The 22,535-nt window shown below is 74.8% G+C and carries 1 protein-coding gene; it reads left to right on the forward strand.

Going from position 1 to position 22,535, the window contains the following annotated elements:
• Positions 1–262 precede the first annotated feature (262 nt).
• On the forward strand, positions 263–22,462 hold the full coding sequence (locus tag E0500_RS44290) for a type I polyketide synthase (protein ID WP_309505177.1): 22,200 nt from the start codon (positions 263–265) through the stop codon (positions 22,460–22,462).
• Positions 22,463–22,535 lie beyond the last annotated feature (73 nt).

Genomic DNA, 22,535 nt, shown 5'->3' on the forward strand with positions numbered 1-22,535 from the left:
GCGTGCCCGTCACGGACGACCTGGGCCACGGGCTGCTGCTACCGGGGAACTCAGAACAGGCCCTGGGCCCGTCGGCGCCGTCATGATCCCGGCGCGCGCTCCATCTCCTTGTGTTTCCACCAGTCGTCCGTCCGAATAATCGAACCAGTTGGGCGAACGGATCAGGCCACCCCCACGTTCCCGGCCGCCGCACGCCGACGCCCCCCACAGGCCCCGGTCCAGTATCCGAAGACGTGGCGACGAGTCATCCGCGGGAGAGAACGTGTCCGAACAAGCTCGCTCCACCTCGGCCACCCGCCCGTTCGCGGGCACCCCACGCCCCTGGCTCCTCACCGGGCAGGGCACCCGAGCCGTACGGGAACAGGCCCGCATCCTGCGGACCCTCGTACGCGCCGGAGCGCCGGACCGCATCGCGGCGGCCCTGCTGCACGGCGTCGACCCGGCCCACCCCTGTCGCGCGGCCGTCACCGCGACCGACCCCGACGACCTCGCCGCGGCCCTGGACGCCCTGGCCGACGGCACCCCCACCGACCACGTCACCGAGGGCCGGCCCACCGCCCGCGACGGCGGACCCGTCTTCGTCTTCCCCGGCCACGGCTCACAGTGGCCCGGCATGGCCCGCGAACTCCTCGACACCTCACCGGTGTTCGCCCGCCGCATGGAAGAGTGCGCCGACGCCCTCACCCCGCACCTGGATCACAACCCCCTCGACGTCCTGCGCGGCACGCACGCGCTCACCACACCCGACGTCACCCAGCCCGCCCTCTTCGCCGTCATGGTGTCGCTGGCCGCCCTCTGGGAGAGCGTCGGGGTACGGCCCGCGGCGGTCGTCGGCCACAGCCTCGGCGAGATCGCCGCCGCCTGCGTCGCGGGAGCCCTCACCCTCGACGACGCGGCCCGCGTCGTCGCGAGCTGGGGCACCGCCCAGCTCAGCCTGCACGGGCGCGGCGACATGGTGTCCGCCCTGATGCCCGTCGAACGGCTGCGGGAACGACTCGCGCCCTGGCACGGCAGGCTCCACCTCGCGGCCGTCAACGGCCCCGACAACGGAGTCGTCGCCGGTGACGCCGACGCCGCGGCCGAACTCCTCGCCGAGCTGACCGCCGAAGGCGTCCGCGCCCGTACCGTCGACTACGGCGTCGCCGCGCACTCACCGCACATCGACGAGATCACCGACCGCATCCGCGCCGACCTCGCCACCCTCACCCCGCGCGCGGCCCGCATCCCCCTGTACGCCGCCTCGGCCGGCACGGCCCTCGACGGAGTGACCCTCGACGCGGACCACTGGGCCGCCGCCCTGCGCGACACCGTCGAGTTCGTCACCGCCGTCGGCACCGCACTCGACGCCGGCCACCGGCACTTCCTGGAGATCAGCCCGCACCCGCTGCTCACCCCCGGTCTGGAGACCGTCCTCACCCGGGCGGGCGTCACCGGCACAGTCCACACCACCCTGCGCCGGGACGCGGGAGACACCGACCGCTTCCAGCGCGCCATGGCCGAGTACTGGACGACCGGCGGCGACCCCGACTGGGCCGCCCTGCACGACCCCGCCACCGACCCGGCCGACCTGCCCGCCGAACTCGCCGACGCCGCCGCCGTCGAGGACCCCGACACCATCGGCACACCCCTCGGCGTCCAGGCGGCCGCCCTGCACGACCGCCTCGGCGACCTGCCCGAGCCCGACCGGCGCCGCGCCCTCGTCGACCTCGTCCGCGACCAGGTGGCCGACCTGCTGGAGCTGCCCGGCGGCGCGCCCACGCACGTGTCCTTCCGCGACCAGGGCGTCGAATCGGCCACCGCCGTCGCCCTCCGGGACCGTCTGCGCGCCGCGACCGGACTGCCCCTCGCCCCGACCGCCGCCTTCGACTACCCGACTCCCGCGGCCCTCGGCCACCACCTCTACGAACAGCTCTACGGCACCACCGCCGCCGACCCCGGCACCACCGCCGGTCACGCGCACTCCGACGAGCCCATCGCCGTCGTCGGCATGGCCTGCCGCTTCCCCGGCGACGCCGACTCGCCCGAGGCCCTGTGGCAGCTCCTCCTGGACGGCACCGACGCCGTCACCCCGCTGCCCGACGACCGGGGCTGGGACGTCGAGGGACGCTACGACCCCAGCGGCACCGCGCCCGGCGGCTTCCTCCAGCGCGAAGGCGGATTCCTGCGCGCCGCCGCCGACTTCGACGCCGCCTTCTTCGGCATCAGCCCCCGCGAGGCCCTCGCCATGGACCCGCAGCAGCGGCTGCTGCTGGAGACGACGTGGGAGGCGCTGGAGCGGGCGGGTATCGACCCGACGACCCTGCGCGGCACGGCGACCGGCGTCTACCTCGGCCTCATGACGGTCGACTACGACCGTGCCGCCGCCACCGCCTCCACCGACGTCGCCGGCCACGTCCTGACCGGCAACGCCGTCAGCGTCGCCTCCGGCCGTATCTCCTACACCCTCGGCCTGGAGGGCCCCGCCCTCACCGTCGACACCGCCTGCTCCTCCTCCCTGGTCGCCCTCCACCTCGCCTGCGAGGCCCTGCGCGGCGGCGCCGCGACCACCGCCCTCGCAGGCGGCGCGACGGTCCTCCCGAGCCTGGAGATGTTCGCCGAGTTCTCCCGCCAGCGGGCCCTCGCACCCGACGGCCGCTGCAAGGCGTTCTCCGCGCAGGCCGACGGATTCTCGCTCAGCGAGGGCGCCGGCATGCTTGTCCTGATGCCGCTGTCCGAGGCCCGGCGCCAGGGCCGCGAGGTCCTCGCCGTGATCCGCGGCAGCGCCATCAACCAGGACGGCGCCTCCAACGGCCTGACGGCCCCCAGCGGCCCCGCCCAGCAGCGCGTCGTCCGCCAGGCCCTCGCAGGCGCCGGACTGCGCCCCGCCGACGTCGACGCCGTCGAGGCGCACGGCACGGGCACCCCGCTCGGCGACCCCATCGAGGCACACGCCCTCGCCGCCGCCTACGGCCGCGACCGTGCGGAGCCCCTGTGGCTCGGTTCGGTCAAGTCCAACATCGGCCACACCCAGGCCGCCGCGGGCGTCGCCGGCGTCATCAAGATGGTCATGGCCCTGCGCGAGGAACGCCTCCCGCGTACCTTGCACGCCGACGAGCCGTCCTCCCACATCGACTGGTCGCACGGCACGCTGCGACTGCTCCAGGAGGAACGCCCCTGGGCGCGCGGGGACCGTCCGCGCCGGGCGGGTGTCTCGTCGTTCGGCATCAGCGGCACGAACGCGCACCTCGTCCTCGAAGAGGCCCCCGTCGCGGAGGAGCCGGACCCGGCCGAGGAACCGCTCACGCGACTGCCCGTGGTCCCGTGGGTCGTGTCGGCCCGCAGCGAGCGGGCCCTGCGGGACCAGCTGGACCGTCTGACGGCACTCGACGCGGACCCGCTCGACGTGGCCTGGTCACTGGCCACCACCCGTGCGGCCCTGCAACACCGCACCGTCGCCCTGCGCCCCGGAGCCGTCATCTCCGGGACGGTCTCGGAGGGCCGTACGGCGTGGATGTTCACGGGGCAGGGGAGTCAGCGTCCTGGTATGGGCCGGGGGTTGTACGAGGTGTTCCCGGTGTTCGCGTCGGCGCTCGATGAGGTCTGCGCGCTGCTGGATGCCGAGCTCGGTTTCGAACGGCCGCTGAAGGAGGTGCTGTTCGCCGAGGAGGCGGAGGACGGGACCGGGTATGCGCAGTCGGCGTTGTTCGCGTTGCAGGTGGCGCTGGTGGCGTTGTTGCGGTCGTGGGGCGTGCGGCCGGAGCTGGTGCTGGGGCATTCGGTGGGGGAGTTCGCCGCTGCGTATGCGGCCGGGGTTTTCGAACTCGCGGACGCTGTACGGCTGGTGGCTGCTCGTGCCCGCCTGATGCAGGCGTTGCCCGAGGGCGGTGCGATGGTGGCCGTGGAGGCGTCTGAGGCCGAGGTCGCCGAGTGGCTGGTGGACGGTGCGGTGATCGCCGCCGTCAACGGGCCGTCGGCCGTGGTGGTCTCCGGCGCCCGGACGTCGGTCGAGGCCTTCGCCGAACGGGCGCGGGAGTCGGGACGGCGGACGACCCGGCTGAAGGTCTCGCACGCGTTTCACTCGCCGCTGATGGAGCCGGTGCTCGCCGAGTTCACGACGGTGGCCGAGCAGGTGAGCTTCAACCGGCCGGCGGTGGCGGCTGTCAGCACGCTGACGGGTGCCGCGCTGTCCGACGGCGACTGGACGAGCGCTGCCTACTGGGCCGAGCAGATCGTCAGGCCGGTGCGTTTCCATGACGCGCTGACCGCCGCCCGTGCCCAGGGCGCGGGACGCTTCCTGGAGATCGGCCCGGATCCCGTGCTGACCGCGCTGGCCGGTGACGTGTCGGCCGCCGCGACCCTGCGCAAGGACCGCCCGGAGGCGGAGACGGTGCTGACGGCCGCCGCCGAACTCTACGTCCGGGGCACCGGGATCGACTGGCCCGCGCTGTTCGCGGGGACCGGCGCCCGCCGTGTCGACCTGCCCACGTACGCCTTCCAACGGCAGCGGTACTGGCTGCCCGACCACGCCCGTCCCGCGCGCCCGGCCGAGAGCGGAGAGGGCGTCGCCGACGGGGGGTTCTGGGAGCTCGTCGACCAGGGTGACGCCGACTCGCTCGCCGGAGAACTCGGTGTGGACAGCGGTGCCCCGCTGGACGCCGTCCTGCCGGTGCTCGCCGACTGGCGTCGCAAGCGCCGGGAGGAGTCGCAGCTTGCCGGGCTGCGCTACCGGATCACCTGGCGGCCCGTCCGCACGCCGGCCCCGGGCAGCCTGGACGGCGCCTGGCTGATCGCGGTCGACGAGGACACTCCGGCCGAGCTGGTCGACGCGGCCGCGGGCTCGCTGCGGGCCGCCGGCGCCGACGTGACGGTCGTGACCGGACCGGCCGCCGACCCGCAGACGCCGTACGCGGGCGTACTGTCCCTGCTCGCCGACCCCGCGGACGTGGTGGCACTGATGCAGGCGTGCCCGGAGAGCCGGCTGTGGTGTGTGACCTTCGGAGCCGTGGCCGTGTCCGGCCGCGAGGGACTCGCGCGCCCGGAACAGGCCGCCGTATGGGGGTTGGGCCGGGTCGTGGCGCTGGAGCAGCCCGACCGCTGGGGTGGACTGATCGATCTGCCGGACGAACCGCACCCCCGGCTCTGGCAGCGGGTCGCGGCCGTGCTCGCCGCCCAGGGAGCGGGGGAGGACCAGCTCGCCGTGCGCGCCACGGGCATCCACGCCGCCCGGCTGGTGCGCGACCGCTCGGCACGGCCCGCGCGGTCCTGGCAGCCGCACGGCACCGTCCTGGTCACGGGCGCGACCGGCGCCCTGGGCGGGCACCTTGCCCGCTGGCTGGCGGCCGGCGGCGCGGAACACCTCGTCCTCGTGTCACGGCGCGGAGCCGACGCCCCCGGTGCCGCCGAACTCGGCGCGGAACTGGGCGAGTCGGGCACCGCCGTCACCTTTGTCGCGGGCGACGTCGCCGATCGCGAGACCGTCGCGTCCCTCCTGGACACCTGTGCGCCGACGGCCGTCGTGCACGCCGCGGGCATCCTCGACGACGGGCTCGCCGCCGACCTCACCCCCGAACGTCTGGCCCGCGTCCTCGCCGTGAAGGCCGAGGGCGCCCGGCATCTGCACGAGCTGACGCGGGAGCGGGAGCTGGACGCCTTCGTCCTGTTCTCGTCCGTCACGGCCGTCCTCGGCAACGCCGGGCAGGCCGCCTACGCCGCCGCCAACGCCCGTCTCGACGCGCTCGCCCAGCACCGCCGCGCCGCCGGGCTGCCCGCGACGTCCATCGCCTGGGGGCCGTGGGGCGGTGGCGGCATGGCGGCCGAGGAGACCGTCGCCGAACACTTCCGCCGCCAGGGCATACGACCCCTGGAGCCGTCCCGCGCCCTCGACGCGCTCCGCCGCGCCCTCGACGAGGACGCCACCTGCACGACCGTCGTCGACATCGACTGGCAGCGCTTCGCCGCAGCCGCGTACACCCCGCGCCCGCTGCTCGCCGACCTCCCCGAGGCCGCGCCGCCCACCACCGATGCCGGGCCGAGCGCACCGGCCGCGGGCGCTCTCGGCGCCGAACTGTCCGGCCGCACGCCCGTGGAACAGGACCGGGTGCTGCTCGACCTCGTCCTCGACCAGGTCGCCGCCGTCCTCGGGCACGCCGACCGGACCGCCGTCGACGTCGGCCGCGCCTTCAAGGACCTCGGCTTCGACTCGCTGACCGGCGTCGCCCTGCGTCACCGACTCGCCGCCGCCACCGGGCTGTCCCTGCCCGCCACCCTCGTCTTCGATCACCCCGCCCCGACGGCGCTCGCCGCGTTCCTGCGCACACAGGTCCTCGGCGTCACCACGGACGAGATCGAGCGCGGCGGCCCGGCCCTCGCCCCCGCCGGCGCCGACGACGACCCGGTCGTCATCGTCGGCATGGGCTGCCGCTTCCCCGGCGGCGTGACCACCCCCGACCAGATGTGGGACCTGCTCGCCTCCGGCGAGGACGGCCTCACGCCGTTCCCCCAGGACCGCGGCTGGGACGTCGAGCGCCTCTACCACCCGGACCCCGGCCGTTCCGGCACCACCTACGCCCGCACCGGCGGGTTCCTGCACGACGCCGCCGACTTCGACGCCGAACTGTTCGGCATCAGCCCGCGTGAGGCCCTCGCCATGGACCCGCAGCAGCGGCTGCTGCTGGAGACGACGTGGGAGGCACTGGAGCGGGCGGGCATCGACCCGCTGTCCCTGCGCGGATCGGCCACCGGTGTCTTCGCCGGCACCAACGGCCAGGACTACCGCGACACCGCCCACGCCGCGGGCGAGGACGTCGAGGGCTACGTCGCCACCGGCTCGGCCGCCAGCGTCCTGTCCGGCCGCGTCAGTTACACCCTCGGCCTGGAGGGCCCCGCCCTCACCGTCGACACCGCCTGCTCCTCCGCGCTGGTCGCGCTCCACCTCGCCGCGCAGGCGATCCGCCAGGGCGAATGCCGCACCGCCCTCGCCGGCGGCGTGACCGTGATGGCCACGCCGGGCATCTTCGTCGAGTTCTCCCGTCAGCGCGCCCTGTCTGCCGACGGCCGCTGCAAGGCCTTCGCCGAGGGCGCCGACGGCACCGGCTGGTCCGAGGGCGCCGCCGTCCTCGTACTGGAACGGCTCTCCGACGCGCGCCGCGCCGGCCACCCCGTGCTCGCCGTGCTGCGCGGCTCCGCCGTCAACCAGGACGGTGCCTCGAACGGTCTGACGGCTCCCAACGGGCCCTCCCAGCAGCGGGTGATCCGGCAGGCCCTGACCGCCGCCGGACTGCGGCCCGGCGACGTGGACGCGGTCGAGGCGCACGGTACCGGCACGAGCCTCGGCGACCCGATCGAGGCGCAGGCCCTGCTCGCGACCTACGGCCAGGACCGCAGCGGGCCCCTGTGGCTGGGGTCGGTGAAGTCCAACATCGGCCACACCCAGGCGGCGGCAGGCGCGGCCGGCGTCATGAAGATCGTGCTGGCCCTGCGTGCCGGGCAGTTGCCGCCCACCCTGCACGTCGACGCTCCCTCCAGCCGGGTCGACTGGGACTCCGGTGCCGTGCGGCTGCTCACCGAGGCGCGGCCCTGGGCGCGCGGGGAACGCCCGCGCCGGGCCGGTGTGTCCGCGTTCGGCATCAGCGGCACCAACGCCCACGTCATCCTGGAGGAGCCGCCCGCCGCCGACGCCCCGGTCGCCGAGGCCCTCGTGACGGGCACGCCGGCCACCGACGCCCCCGCGGTGCACACGCCGGCCACCGACGTATCGGCCCCGGCCCGCTTCGTCGGCACCGTGCCCTGGATCCTCTCCGGCGGGACCCGCCAGGCCCTGCGCGCGCAGGCCGCCCGACTCGTCGCCCACCTCGCCGACCGGCCGGGCCTCGCCCCGGCGGACGTGGGCCGCACGCTGGCCACCGCCCGTGCCGCCCTCGACCACCGCGCTGTCCTCGTCGGCGATGACGCCGGCACCCTGACCGCCCTCGCCACCGCCCTCGCCGGCGGCGACACGGCCGCGCCGGTCACCTCGGTGGCGGGCGAGGGCCGCACGGTGTGGGCCTTCACCGGACAGGGCAGCCAGCGTCCCGGCATGGGCCGCGAACTGTACGACGCCCACCCGCTGTTCGCGCGCACCCTCGACGACACGTGCGCGCTGCTCGACGCCGAACTCGCCGGCGCCGACGGCTTCGGCACACCGCTGCGCACCGCGCTGTTCGCCACGCCGGACAGCCCCGAGGCCGCCCTGCTGGGCCGCACCGGCCACGCGCAGGCCGCGCTGTTCGCCCTCCAGATCGCCCTCGCCGAACTGCTGCGCTCCTGGGGCCTCACCCCCGACGCACTGGTCGGCCACTCCATCGGCGAGCTGGCCGCCGCCCACACCGCGGGCGTCCTCGAACTTCCCGACGCCGTACGGCTGGTGGCCGCCCGCGCCCGGCTGATGCAGGCGCTGCCCGAGGGCGGCGCGATGGCGGCCGTCGAGGCGGACCCCGAGGAGGTCGAGCCCTGGCTGACCGACGGCGCGGTCGTCGCCGCCGTCAACGGGCCGGCCGCCGTGGTGGTCTCCGGTACGGAGGCCGCCGTGGACACCGTGCTGAGTATCGCGCGCGAGCACGGGCGGCGCGTCACCCGGCTCAAGGTGTCGCACGCCTTCCACTCGCCGCTGATGGAGCCGATGCTGGCCGAATTCGCCGCCGTCGCGGGCGAGCTCACCTACCGGCGGCCCCGCATACCGGCCGCCAGCACCGTCACCGGCCTGCCCCTCGGCGACGACGACTGGGCGAGCGCCGACTACTGGGTACGCCAGGTGCGCCGGCCCGTCCTCTTCCACGATGCCGTCCGCACGGCCACCGGCGAACTCGGCGCCACCCGCCTGCTGGAGCTCGGCCCCGACCCGGTCCTCGCCGCCCTCGCCCAGCGCACCGCCCCCGACCTGACCGTCGCGGTCGCGGCCCTGCGCTCGGGCCGAGCCGAGCCCGACACCCTGCTCACCGCCGTGGGTGAACTCTTCGTACGCGGTACCCGGGTCGACTGGGCGGAGGTCTTCCGCGACACGGACGCCCAACTGATCGACCTGCCCACCTACGCCTTCCAGCGCGAGCGCTTCTGGCTCCCGGACCGCACCGCCCACCAGCCTGCCGAGGGGGGCTCCAAGGACGAGTTCTGGCAGCTGGTCGACACCGCCGACCCCGCCACGGTGGCCCATGAACTGGGCCTGCCCGAGGGCGCCTCCATGGACGCGCTGCTCCCGGCCCTGATGCGGTGGCGACGCCGGCACGAGGAACGCGCCGCGCAGGACCGTCGGCGCTACCGCGTGGTGTGGAAGCCGGTGCCGACACCGTGCACGGCTCGCCTCACCGGCCGCTGGCTGATCGCCGCCCCGGCCGGCGCACAGGACACCGACGCCTGCCTCGACGCGCTGCGCGCCGCAGGCGCCGACGCCGAACTCCTCACCCTGCCCGCATCGACCAGGACCGGGGAACTCGCCACGCACATCAGCGAGTACGGCCCGGATGGCATCGTCGTCGTTCCGGACGCCGCCGAAGCCCTCCCCGCACCCCACCTGAACCTCCTCCAGGCGCTGACCGCGGCCGGACTTCAGACCCCGGTGTGGGCCGTCACCCGGTCCGCCGTCGCCGTCAGGGCCGGGGAACCCCTCACTCGCCCCGACCAGGCGCAGATCTGGGGCTTCGGCCGCACGGCCGCCCTCGAACTGCCCCGACTGTGGGGCGGTCTCGTCGACCTCCCGGACGACGCAGGCCCCGACGCCTGGCAGCGCCTCGCCGCGGTCCTCGCCGCTCCCGGTCCGGAGGACCAACTGGCCGTCCGCGCCTCCGGCGTGCACGCCGCCCGCCTCGCTCACGACGTGCCGAGTGACACCGTGGCCGGAGCCCCCGCACTGCCGGCGCCGCGCGGAACCGTACTGATCACCGGCGGCACGGGCGCACTCGGCGCCCATGTCGCCCGACGCCTCGCCGACCTAGGCGCCGCACACCTGCTGCTGGTCTCTCGCAGCGGCCCGCAGGCCGTCGGCGCCGACGCACTGCGCGACGAACTCACCGCCCGCGGCGCCCGCGTCACTCTCGCCGCCTGCGACGTGGGCGACCGCGACGCACTGGCCGAACTGATCGCCGCGATCCCGGCCGAGACGCCCCTGACCGGTGTCGTCCACACGGCCGGGCTCCCCCAGAACACCCCGCTCACCGCCACCACCCCGAACAGCCTCGCCCAGGTGGTCTCCGCCAAGGTGACCGGGGCGAGGCACCTCCACGAACTGACCGCCGGCCTCGACCTCGACCTGTTCGTGCTGTTCTCGTCCGTGGCGGCCGTCTGGGGCAGCGGCGGTCAGGCCGCCTACGCGGCCGGCAACGCCTACCTCGACGCGCTCGCCCAGCACCGCCGTACCCTCGGCCTGCCCGCGACCTCCGTCGCCTGGGGCCCGTGGAGCGGCGGCGGCATGGCCGCCGACGAAGGAGTCGCCGAGCACCTCACCGAACGGGGCCTCGCCCTGCTCGCACCGGACAGCGCCCTCACCGCACTGGAGGAGGCGCTCCTCTCGGAACGCACCTGCGTGACCGTCGCGGACGTGGACTGGGAACGCTTCGCCCCCACCTTCACCTTCACCCGTCCCAGCTCGCTCATCGCCGACCTGCCCGAGGTCGTCGCAGCCCAGGCCGCGACAGCCGGCGTCGGCGACGCACCGGACGCCGTCGAGGGCGAACTCGCCGGAACCCTGCGCGCACTGCCCCCGGCCGAACAGGACCGCACCCTGCTGGATCTCGTCCAGTCCCAGGTCGCCGCCGTCCTCGGCCACGCCTCCCCGGCCGTCATCGACCCCGAACGCGCCTTCAAGGACCTCGGGTTCGACTCCCTCACCGCGGTCGACCTGCGCAACCGGCTCGCCGCGAGCACCGAAGTCGCCCTGCCCACCACCCTTGTCTTCGACCACCCCACCCCGTCCGCCCTCACCACCCACCTGCGCGACCGCCTCCTCGGCACGGGCGCCGGTCCCGACGCGGCCGCCCCCGAAGCCACGTCCTTGGCCGACGACGAACCCATCGCCGTCATCGGCATGGGCTGCCGCTTCCCCGGCGGCATCCAGTCCCCGGAAGACCTCTGGGGCGTCCTGACCGCCGGCGAGGACCGCATGTCGCCGTTCCCGGACGACCGCGGCTGGGACATCCCCGGCCTGCTGGAGTCCACCTCGGCCGCCCTCGGTACCCCGTTCGCCGGACGCGGCGGCTTCATCCCGGGCGTCGCGGGCTTCGACGCCGAGCTGTTCGGCATCTCCCCGCGCGAAGCTCTCGCGATGGACCCGCAGCAGCGGCTGCTGCTGGAGACCGCGTGGGAGGCGCTGGAGCGGGCGGGCATCGACCCGACCTCGCTGCGCGGCACGGCGACCGGTGTGTACGCCGGTGTCTCCGCCAACGGCTACGGCGGCGCCGTGCACGAGGCCGACGGCGAGTCCGCCGGCTACCTGCTCACCGGAAGCACCCCGAGCGTCGCCTCCGGCCGCCTCTCCTACGCCCTCGGCCTGGAGGGCCCGGCCGTCTCCGTGGACACCGCCTGCTCCTCCGCGCTGGTCGCCCTGCACCTGGCCTGCCAGGCCCTGCGCTCCGGCGAGTGCGACACGGCCCTCGCGGGCGGCGCCACGGTCATGGCCAACCCCACGGCGTTCGTGGAGTTCTCCCGCCAGCGCGGCCTCGCCCCGGACGGCCACTGCAAGCCGTTCGCCGAGGCGGCCGACGGCACCGGCTGGTCCGAGGGCGCCGGCGTGCTGGTGCTCATGCGCCGATCCGAAGCGGAACGGCGTGGCCACCGGGTGCTCGCCCTCGTCCGGGGGTCCGCCGTCAACCAGGACGGCGCCTCGAACGGTCTGACGGCTCCCAACGGCCCGTCCCAGCAGCGGGTGATCCGGCAGGCCCTGGCGGTGGCCGGTCTGCGCCCCGACGACGTGGACGCGGTCGAGGCGCACGGCACGGGCACCCGTCTGGGCGACCCGATCGAGGCTCAGGCCCTCCTCGCGACCTACGGCCAGGACCGTGACGAGCCCCTGTACCTCGGGTCGGTCAAATCGAACATCGGGCACACGCAGGCCGCCGCCGGTGTCGCCGGCGTCATCAAGATGGTCATGGCACTGCATGCCGAGCGCCTGCCCCGCACCCTGCACATCGACGAGCCGTCCTCACACGTCGACTGGGAGGCCGGTGCGGTACGCCTGCTCACCGACGAGCACGACTGGCCGCGCGGCGAACGCCCGCGCCGCGCGGGTGTGTCGTCGTTCGGCATCAGCGGTACGAACGCCCACGTCATCCTGGAAGAGGCGCCGCCCGCCCCGCCGGCGGAGCCGGAGGAACGACACGGCACGCCGCCCGTGGTGCCCTGGGTCGCGTCCGCACGGACGGCCACCGCCCTGAGGGCCCAGATCGAACGACTGACCCCGCTCGACGCCGACCCCCTCCACATCGGCCTGTCACTCGCCACCGGCCGCGCCACGCTCGAACACCGCGCGGTGCTCGGCGTGACCGACACGGCGGTCATGGGGTCGGTCATTGAGGGTCGTACGGCGTGGATGTTCACGGGGCAGGGGAGTCAGCGTCCCGGTATGGGCCGGGGGTTGTACGAGGTGTTCCCGGAGTTCGCGTCGGCGCTGGACGAGGTGTGTGGGCTGCTGGATGCCGAGCTGGGTTTCGAGCGGCCGTTGATGGAGGTGCTGTTCGCCGAGGAGGCGGAGGACGGGACCGGGTATGCGCAGTCGGCGTTGTTCGCGTTGCAGACGGCTCTGGTGGCGTTGCTGCGGTCGTGGGGGACGGCGCCGGGTGTGGTGCTCGGTCACTCGGTGGGTGAGTTCGCGGCTGCCTACGCCGCCGGGGTCTTCGAACTTCCTGATGCGGTACGGCTGGTGGCTGCTCGCGCCCGGTTGATGCAGGGGTTGCCCGAGGGCGGTGCGATGGTGGCCGTGGAGGCGTCCGAGGCCGAGGTCGCCGGATGGCTGGTGGACGGTGCGGTGATCGCGGCCGTCAACTCGCCCACGGCCGTGGTGGTGTCGGGTACCGAGGCCGCCGTCCAGACGGTCGCCGAGCGGGCGCGGGACGCGGGACGGCGGACGACCCGTCTGAAGGTCTCGCACGCGTTCCACTCGCCGTTGATGGAACCGGTGCTGGCCGAGTTCACAACGGTGGCCGGGCAGGTGACCTACCGCCGACCGACCGTCGCGGCGATCAGCACGCTCACGGGCGCCCCGCTGTCCGACGGCGACTGGGCGACCCCCTCCTACTGGGCCGAGCAGATCGTCAAGCCGGTGCGTTTCTCGGACGCGTTGGACTCGGCCCGTGCCCAGGGTGTCACACGTTTCCTTGAGATCGGCCCGGACCCGGTGCTCACCGCGCTGGCAGGCGACGCATCGGCAGCCGGGACCCTGCGCAAGGACCGTCCCGAGCCGGAGACCCTGCTCACCGCGTGTGCCGAACTCTTCGTCCGGGGCGCCGACTTCGACTGGTCCGCCCTCTTCGACGGCACCGGCGCCCACCGCGTCGACCTGCCCACCTACCCCTTCCAACGGCAGCGGTACTGGCTCGAACCCACCCGCCCCGTCCTCGATGCCGGCGGGCTCGGCCTCGGTGCGACCCGGCATCCGATGCTCGGCGCCGCCGTACGGCTGGCCGGTTCCGACACGGCCGTCCTCACGTCGCGGCTGTCCGAGCGGACCCACCCGTGGCTCGGCGATCACACGGTCGACGGCACGGTCGTCGTCCCCGGCACCGCGCTGCTCGAACTCGCGGTCCAGGCCGCCGACCACGTCGGTCTCCACGGCGTGGAGGAGCTGACGCTACGCGCCCCGCTGGTGCTGGCGCACGACAGTGCCGTACAGGTGCAGACTTCGGTCGACCCGGCCGAGGCCGAGGGAACCCGTACCGTGCGCATCCACGCCCGACCGGACGGATCGCCCGACGACGAGCCGTGGACTCTGCACGCCACCGGCACCCTCGGTGCGGCCGCACGGTCCGCCGTGCCCGAGTGGGACCCGCGGGTCTGGCCGCCCGCCGGGGCCGAGCCCGTCGCGGTCGACGACCTGTACGCGCGCCTCGCCGAGACCGGGATGGTGTACGGCCCGGCGTTCCAGGGGCTGCGTTCGCTGTGGCGTGCGGACGGTGATCTGTTCGTCGAGGCGGAGCTGCCCGAGCACACGGCCGACGACGCGTCCGGCTTCGCCCTGCACCCGGCTCTCCTCGACGCCGTGCTGCATGCGCTCGGCATCGACGACACCGAGGCCGACGCGGAGGCGGGGGAGGGGCGTCGGAAGGCACTGCTGCCCTTCCTGTGGTCCGGCGTTCACCCGACGGCCGTCGGAGCGTCCGCCGTGCGGGCCCGGCTGACCGTCCGTGCGCCCGGCGAGGTCGCTCTGCGGATCGCCGACGCCGCGGGTGAACCGGTCGCCGACGTCGACCGGTTGGTGCTGCGGCCGGTGGCGGCCGGTGAGGTCGGAGCCGGCAGCGCCCGGCATCTGTACCGGATGCGGTGGATCACTGCCCCCGCGTCGCCGACACGGTCGGTCACCGAACTCGCCGTGCTCGGCGAAACCGCGCTCCTCCCGGCCGGGGGCGGCCTGCGGTCCGGCGTCACCGCGTTCCCCGACCTCGCGGCTCTCACTGCCGACGAGACTGCCCCCGCGACCGTCCTGTTGCCCGTTCCTACGGGGCAGGCCCCGGCCGCGGCGGCGTCCGGCGTGCTCAGCGCGCTCCAGGGCTGGCTGGCCGAACCCGGCCTGGTCACCAGCCGTTTGGCCGTCGTCACCACCGGTGTCCGCACCGATCCGGCGGCCGCCGCCGTATGGGGTCTCGTCCGTACGGCGATCAGTGAGCACCCCGACCGGTTCGCGCTGGCCGACACCGACGGAACCCCCGAGTCGTGGCAGGCGCTCACCGAACGGCTCAGTGCGCTCGTCGACGGCGGAGCGACCCAACTCGCCTTCCACGACGGCCAGGTGCTCCAGCCCCGCCTCGCCCGGGTGACGGACGCGGCGACCGGCGACCCGGGCCGGCCCGGCGACGGCACCGTACTGATCACCGGCGGCACCGGCGGGCTGGGCGCCCTGGTCGCCCGGCATCTCGTGACCGCACACGGCGTACGCGATCTGCTGCTGCTCTCGCGCAGCGGCCCCGAGGCGCCGGGCGCCGACGAACTGGTCCGCGAGCTCACCGCCCACGGGGCCAGAGTCGCCGTCACCGCCTGCGACGTCGCCGACCGCGCCGCGCTCGAAGCGGCCCTGTCCGGCGTGCCGTTGAGCGCCGTGGTGCACACGGCGGGTGTCCTCGACGACGGCGTGCTCACCGACCTCACCCACGACCGCCTGGCGCGCGTCCTCGCAGCCAAGACCGAATCGGCGCTGCACCTGGAGGAGTTGACCGCCGACCGTGACCTGCGCGCGTTCGTGCTGTTCTCCGCCGTCGCCGGAGTCGTCGGTTCCGCCGGGCAGGCCGCCTACGCCGCCGCCAACGCCGCGCTCGATGCCCTCGCCGCCCGCCGCCACGCGCGCGGCCTGCCCGCCACGTCCCTGGCCTGGGGCATGTGGGAGCACACCGCCGGCATGGGTGGCCGTCTGACGGAAGCGGACGTGGCCCGCATGCGCCGCCTCGGCTACCCGGCACTGGCCACCGACGACGCGCTCGCCCTCCTCGACGACGCGCTGCGCACCGGTGAACCGGCGCTCGTGCCCGCTGCCCTCGACACCGCAGCGCTGGCCGCACGCGGCGACGCCCTGCCCGCCGTACTGCACGGCCTGGTCCCTGCATCCCGCCGCAGGCGCTCGGCCCACCGCGCCACGGGCGGCGCGGACGTGCCGCTCGCCGCCCGACTGCGCGGCCTGCCCCGCGCCGAACAGGACCGCGCCCTGCTCGACATGGTGCAGACACAGGTCGCCGCTGTGCTCGGCCATGCCGACGCCGCCGCCGTGGACCCCTCCCGCGCCTTCAAGGACATCGGCTTCGACTCGCTCACCGCCGTCGACCTGCGCAACCACCTCGGCACCGCGACCGGGCTGCGCCTCCCGGCGACCCTCGTCTTCGACCACCCGAGCCCCAGCGCCCTCGCCGCGTTCGTGCACCGTGAACTCCTCGGCGAGGACCCGGCCCACGAGTCCACGGCCCCGGCCACACGCCCGGCCGACGCCGACGAACCCGTCGCGATCGTCGGCATGGGCTGCCGCTACCCCGGCGGCATCACCTCCCCGGAGGACCTGTGGCGCCTGGTCTCCGACGGCGGCGACGGCATCACCGGCTTCCCGGCCGACCGCGGATGGGACCTCGACGGGCTCTACGACCCCGACCCCGACCGGCCGGGCACCGCGTACGTCCGCGAAGGTGGATTCCTGCACGACGCCGCCGACTTCGACGCCGAACTGTTCGGTATCTCCCCGCGCGAAGCTCTCGCGATGGACCCGCAGCAGCGGCTGCTGCTGGAGACCGCGTGGGAGGCGCTGGAGCGGGCGGGCATCGACCCGACGTCCCTGCGCGGCACCGACACCGGCGTCTACGCGGGCCTCATGTACCACGACTACGCGGCCCGGCTGCACACCGTCCCCGACGAGGTCGAGGGCTACCTCGGCAACGGCAACGCGGGCAGCGTCTTCTCCGGCCGCATCGCCTACGTCTTCGGTTTCGAAGGCCCCGCCGTCACCGTCGACACCGCCTGCTCCTCCTCCCTCGTCGCCCTGCACCTGGCCTGCCAGGCCCTGCGCTCCGGCGAGTGCCACACGGCGCTCGCCGGCGGTGTGACCGTGATGGCCACCCCGCAGACCTTCGTGGAGTTCTCCCGCCAGCGGGGCCTGGCAGCCGACGGCCGCTGCAAGTCGTTCGCTGACGGCGCCGACGGCACCGGCTGGGCCGAGGGCGCCGGCGTCCTGGTGCTCATGCGCCTGTCCGAGGCCCGCCGCCGGGGCCACCGCGTGCTCGGCGTGATCCGCGGGACCGCCGTCAACCAGGACGGCGCCTCGAACGGTTTGACGGCTCCCAACGGCCCGTCCCAGCAGCGGGTGATCCGGCAGGCCCTGGCGGTGGCCGGTCTGCGCCCCGACGACGTGGACGCGGTCGAGGCGCACGGCACGGGCACCCGTCTGGGCGACCCGATCGAGGCTCAGGCTCTGCTCGCGACCTACGGCCAGGACCGTGACGAGCCCCTGTACCTCGGGTCGGTCAAATCGAACATCGGGCACACGCAGGCCGCCGCCGGTGTCGCCGGCGTCATCAAGATGGTCATGGCGCTGCATGCCGAGCGCTTGCCCCGCACCCTGCACATCGACGAGCCGTCCTCACACGTCGACTGGGAGGCCGGCGCCGTGGCACTGCTCACCGAGGAACGCCCGTGGACGCGTGGCGAACGCCCGCGCCGGGCCGGTGTCTCGTCCTTCGGCATCAGCGGCACCAACGCCCATGTCGTCGTCGAGGAACCCCCGCTCGCCGAGCGGGCACCCGACACCGCCCCCTCGGCCGGGCTCCCGATCGTCCCCTGGATCGTCTCCGCCCGCACAGCTGACGCCCTGCGCGCCCAGACCGAGCGCCTGACGTCCGCGACCGGCGACCCGCTCGACATCGGCCTCTCCCTGGCCACGACACGGGCCATGCTCGAACACCGGGCCGTCGTCCTGGGCACCGACACCACCACCCTGCACGCCGCACTCGCCGAGCCCGTCGTCAGCGGCGCGGCGGTCGAGGGTCGTACGGCGTGGATGTTCACGGGGCAGGGGAGTCAGCGTCCTGGTATGGGCCGGGGGTTGTACGAGGTGTTCCCGGTGTTCGCGTCGGCGCTCGATGAGGTCTGCGCGCTGCTGGATGCCGAGCTCGGTTTCGAACGGCCGCTGAAGGAGGTGCTGTTCGCCGAGGAGGCGGAGGACGGGACCGGGTATGCGCAGTCGGCGTTGTTCGCGTTGCAGACGGCTCTGGTGGCGTTGTTGCGGTCGTGGGGCATGCGGCCGGAGCTGGTGTTGGGGCATTCGGTGGGGGAGTTCGCCGCCGCGTATGCGGCTGGAGTCTTCGAACTCGTTGACGCCGTACGGCTGGTGGCTGCTCGGGCCCGGTTGATGCAGGCGTTGCCCGAGGGCGGTGCGATGGTGGCGGTGGAGGCGTCTGAGGCCGAGGTCGCCGAGTGGCTGGTGGACGGTGCGGTGATCGCGGCCGTCAACTCGCCCACGGCCGTGGTGGTGTCGGGTACCGAGGCCGCCGTCCAGACGGTCGCCGAGCGGGCGCGGGACGCGGGACGGCGCGCGAGGCGACTGCGGGTGTCCCACGCGTTCCACTCCCCGTTCATGGAGCCGGTGCTGGCCGAATTCACGGCCGTCGCCGAGCAGGTGAGCTTCAACCGGCCGACCGCGGCGGCTGTCAGCACCTTGACCGGTGAGCCGCTGTCCGACGGCGACTGGACGACCCCCTCCTACTGGGCCGAGCAGATCGTCAAGCCTGTCCTGTTCCGTGACGCGCTGTCCGCAGCCCGCGCTCTGGGCGCCGCACGCTTCCTTGAGATCGGCCCCGATCCGGTGCTCACCGCGCTGGCAGGCGACGTATCGGCAGCCGCGACTCTGCGCCAGGACCGTCCCGAGCCGGAGACCCTGCTCACCGCGTGTGCCGAACTCTTCGTCCGGGGCGCCGACTTCGACTGGTCCGCCCTCTTCGACGGCACCGGCGCCCGGCCCGTCGACCTGCCCACCTACCCCTTCCAACGGCAGCGTTACTGGCTCGACGCGCCGCCCGCCGCCTCGGACGCCGACGGTCTCGGGCTGGCCCGGACGGACCACCCGCTGCTGGGTGCCGCGGTGCCGGTCGCCGGTTCGGACACCGTGCTGCTCACGTCGAGCCTGTCGGTGCGGACGCACGCCTGGCTGGCCGATCACGCCGTGGCCGGTTCCGTCGTGGTGCCGGGTACGGTCCTCCTGGAGCTCGCCCTTCAGGCCGGGGAGCGCGTGGACGCCGGGCAGTTGGCCGAGCTGGCCCTGCGTGCGCCGATCGTGCTGCCCGAGCACGGCGCCGTACAGCTTCAGATCGCCGTGGGAGCCGAGGGTGGCGAAGACGCGCCCGACGGTGGCCGCCCGCTCCACATGTACGCCCGCCCGCATGAGGCCGGACCCGACGAGCCCTGGACGCTGCACGCCACGGGCACCTTGGACACGGCCGAACCGCCCGCCCCGGACTGGGACTTGAGGGTCTGGCCGCCCGCCGGTGCCGAGCCCGTGGAGTTCGGCGACCTGTACGAACGGCTCACCACGTCCGGTCTCGACTACGGTCCCGCGTTCCGCGGCCTGCGTCGGGTCTGGCGGCACGAGGGCCGACTGTACGTGGAGGCCGAACTGCCCGAGCCCGTGGCCGGGGACTCCTCGTCCTACGGCCTGCACCCGGCCCTGCTGGACACCGTCCTGCACGGTCTCGGTCTGCACGAGGAGACCACCGACGGCTCGCTGCCCTTCCTGTGGTCCGGCGTCCGCCTGGCCGCCGTGGGCGCGGGTACCGTCCGGGCCCGGCTCACCCCGCGCGGCGCCGGGGACGTCGCCCTGCGTGTCGCGGACGCGACGGGCGAACCTGTCGCGGAGATCGACTCCCTCGTCCTGCGTGCCCAGTCCCCGCGACACCTCACCGCCACCGGCCCCGACGACCTGTACCGGCCGCACTGGACCCCGGCCCCCGAGACGGAAGCCGTCCCGGAGCGGACCGTGTGGACGGTCGTCGGCAGTGCCCCGGCCGGGGTCCCCGCCGTCCCGCACCCCGACTTCGACGCGTTGGCCGCGGCCGGCGACGTACCCGACACGGTGCTGCTGCCGGTCGCCCCGGACGGCGGAGAGGGCGTGGCCGCCACGGTCGCCCTCGTCCTCTCCCGGCTCCAGCAGTGGCTGGCCGACGAACGATTCGCCGCGTCGCGTCTCGTCGTGCTGACCGCGGGAGCCGTACGGGTCGAGAGCGCCGCGGACGGGGCGCCCGACGTCGCCCAGGCCGGTGTGTGGGGGCTGGTCCGCACCGCGATCAGCGAGAACCCCGGCCGGTTCGCCCTCGCCGACGCCGATGACGACCCTGCCTCCCTGGACGCCCTCGCCGCGGTCCTGCGCGCCACCGACGAGACGCAGTTCGCGGTGCGCGCCGGCCGGGTGTGGCTGCCGCGTCTCGTCCGGATGGCCGCCGACGGGGTGCTCTCCCCGCCCGCCGGTGCCGGTGACGCATGGCGTCTGGACATCGTCGACCAGGGCCGCCTCGACGGCATTGCCCTCGTCCCCGAGGAGCGGCGCCCGCTCGGCCCCGGCGAGGTCCGGGTCGCGATGCGCGCGGCCGGCGTCAACTTCCGCGATGTGCTGAACGTCCTGGGCATGTACCCCGGGGACGCCGGCCGGATGGGTCTGGAAGGCGCGGGCGTCATCGTGGAGACCGGGCCCGGCGTGGACCGCCTGGCCGTCGGGGACCGGGTGATGGGCATGTTCGACGCAGCCTTCGGCCCCACCGCCGTGGCGGACGCCCGCACGCTCGCGCCGATCCCGAAGGGCTGGACGTACGAACAGGCCGCGTCCGTGCCGATCGTGTTCCTCACCGCCTACTACGCCCTGGTGGACCTCGCCGGGCTCCAGGAAGGCGAGTCCGTGCTGATCCATGCCGCCGCCGGCGGTGTCGGCATGGCTGCCGTACAGCTCGCCCGGCACCTCGGGGCCGAGGTGTACGCGACGGCGAGTGAAGGCAAGTGGCCGGCCGTGCGGGAGCTCGGCGTGCCCGTCGACCGCGTCGCCTCCTCCCGTACGACCGAGTTCGAGCACCACTTCCGGACGGATGGTGTCGACGTCGTCCTCGACTCGCTCGCCGGGGAGTTCGTGGACGCCTCGCTGCGGTTGCTGCGGCCGGGCGGACGGTTCGTCGAGATGGGCAAGACCGACATCCGCGAGGCGGGCGTGGTCGCCGCCGAGCACGGGGTGTCGTACCGGGCCTTCGACCTCGTGGAGGCCGGGCCCGACCGGATCGGCGAGATGCTCGACGCCCTGCTGGAGCTGTTCGAGCAGGGTGCGCTGCGACCGATCCCCGTGACCGCCTTCGACATCGCCCGCGCTCCCGAGGCGCTGCGGCTGCTCCAACAGGCCAAGCACGTCGGCAAGGTCGTCCTGACCGTGCCCGCGCCCTGGTCCCGGCCGGGCACCGTGCTGATCACGGGCGGCACCGGCGGCCTCGGCGCGCTGCTCGCCCGGCACCTCGTCGAACGGCACGGCGTCCGCGATCTGCTGCTGCTGTCGCGGCGGGGCCCCGAGGCCCCCGGCGCCGCCGAACTGCGCGCCGCGCTCGCCGAGTCGGGAGCCCATGCCGAGATCGTCGCCTGCGACGTGAGCGACCGTGAGCAGCTCGCCGACGTCCTCGACGGCGTCCCGCTGAGCGCCGTCGTGCACACGGCCGGCGTCCTCGACGACGGCATCCTCACCGGCCTCACCGGCGAGCGCCTGGCCCACGTCCTGGCCGCGAAGACAGATGCCGCCCGGCATCTGCACGAGCTGACCGCCGGTTCCCCCCTCGACGCCTTCGTGCTGTACTCGTCCGTCGCCGGAGTCATCGGCTCCGCGGGCCAGGCCGCGTACGCCGCCGCCAACGCCGCGCTCGACGCACTGGCCACCGCCCGCCGCGCCCAGGGGTTGCCCGCGGTGTCCCTCGCCTGGGGCATGTGGGAGACCGAGGCGGGCATGGGCGGCACCCTGTCGCGGGCCGAACTCGCCCGCATGCGCCGCCAGGGCTTCCCCGCCCTGCCCGGTGACGAGGCCCTCACCCTGCTCGACGCCGCCCTGCGCGTCAACGAGCCCGTCGCGGTCCCCGTCGCGCTGCGCCCGGCCGCCCTCGCCGAACACGCCGACAGCCTCTCCGGCGTACTGCGCGACCTCGTCCCCGCCGCCCGCAGGCGCAAGGCCGCCGCACGCGACGCGTCCGGCGGGGCCGAGAACCTCACCGCGCGGCTCGTCGCCCTGACCGCCCCCGAACAGGACCAGCTCCTGCTGGACCTGGTCCGCGCCCAGGTGGCCGCCGTACTCGGCCACTCCTCGCCCGCCTCCGTCGAACCCACCCGCGCCTTCAAGGACCTCGGCTTCGACTCGCTCACCGCCGTCGACCTGCGCAACCGGATCGGTGCCGCGACCGCGCTGACCCTCCCGGCCACGCTCGTCTTCGACCACCCCACCCCCGAGGACCTGGTACGGCTCCTGCGCGACCGGCTCCTCGCCGGCACGGCAGCGCCCGCAGCGCCCGCCTCGGACGACAACGGCATCGACCCGCAGGTACGGGACCTGCTGACCGCGATCCCGATGGTGCGGCTCCGTGAGTCCGGCGTGCTCGACCTGCTGCGCCGGCTCGCCGACCGGCCCGCCGACACCACCGGCCCCGACGACGCGCGGCCCGCTGCTGCCCCTGCCGCCCCCGCCGAACAGCCCCGACAGCCCGCATCCCTGGACGCGATGGGCGCCGACAGCCTCGTCCAGCTGGCCCTGAAGCGAGTGCAGCGACCGGCGTGACCCGGGACGCCGGCCGGTCCCGCAACGGCCGGCGGCCCGGTACGCCCAGCTCGTTCACCGCGACCGTGGAGAA

Source organism: Streptomyces sp. KM273126 (genome assembly GCF_004337435.2).
Taxonomy (GTDB): domain Bacteria; phylum Actinomycetota; class Actinomycetes; order Streptomycetales; family Streptomycetaceae; genus Streptomyces; species Streptomyces acidicola.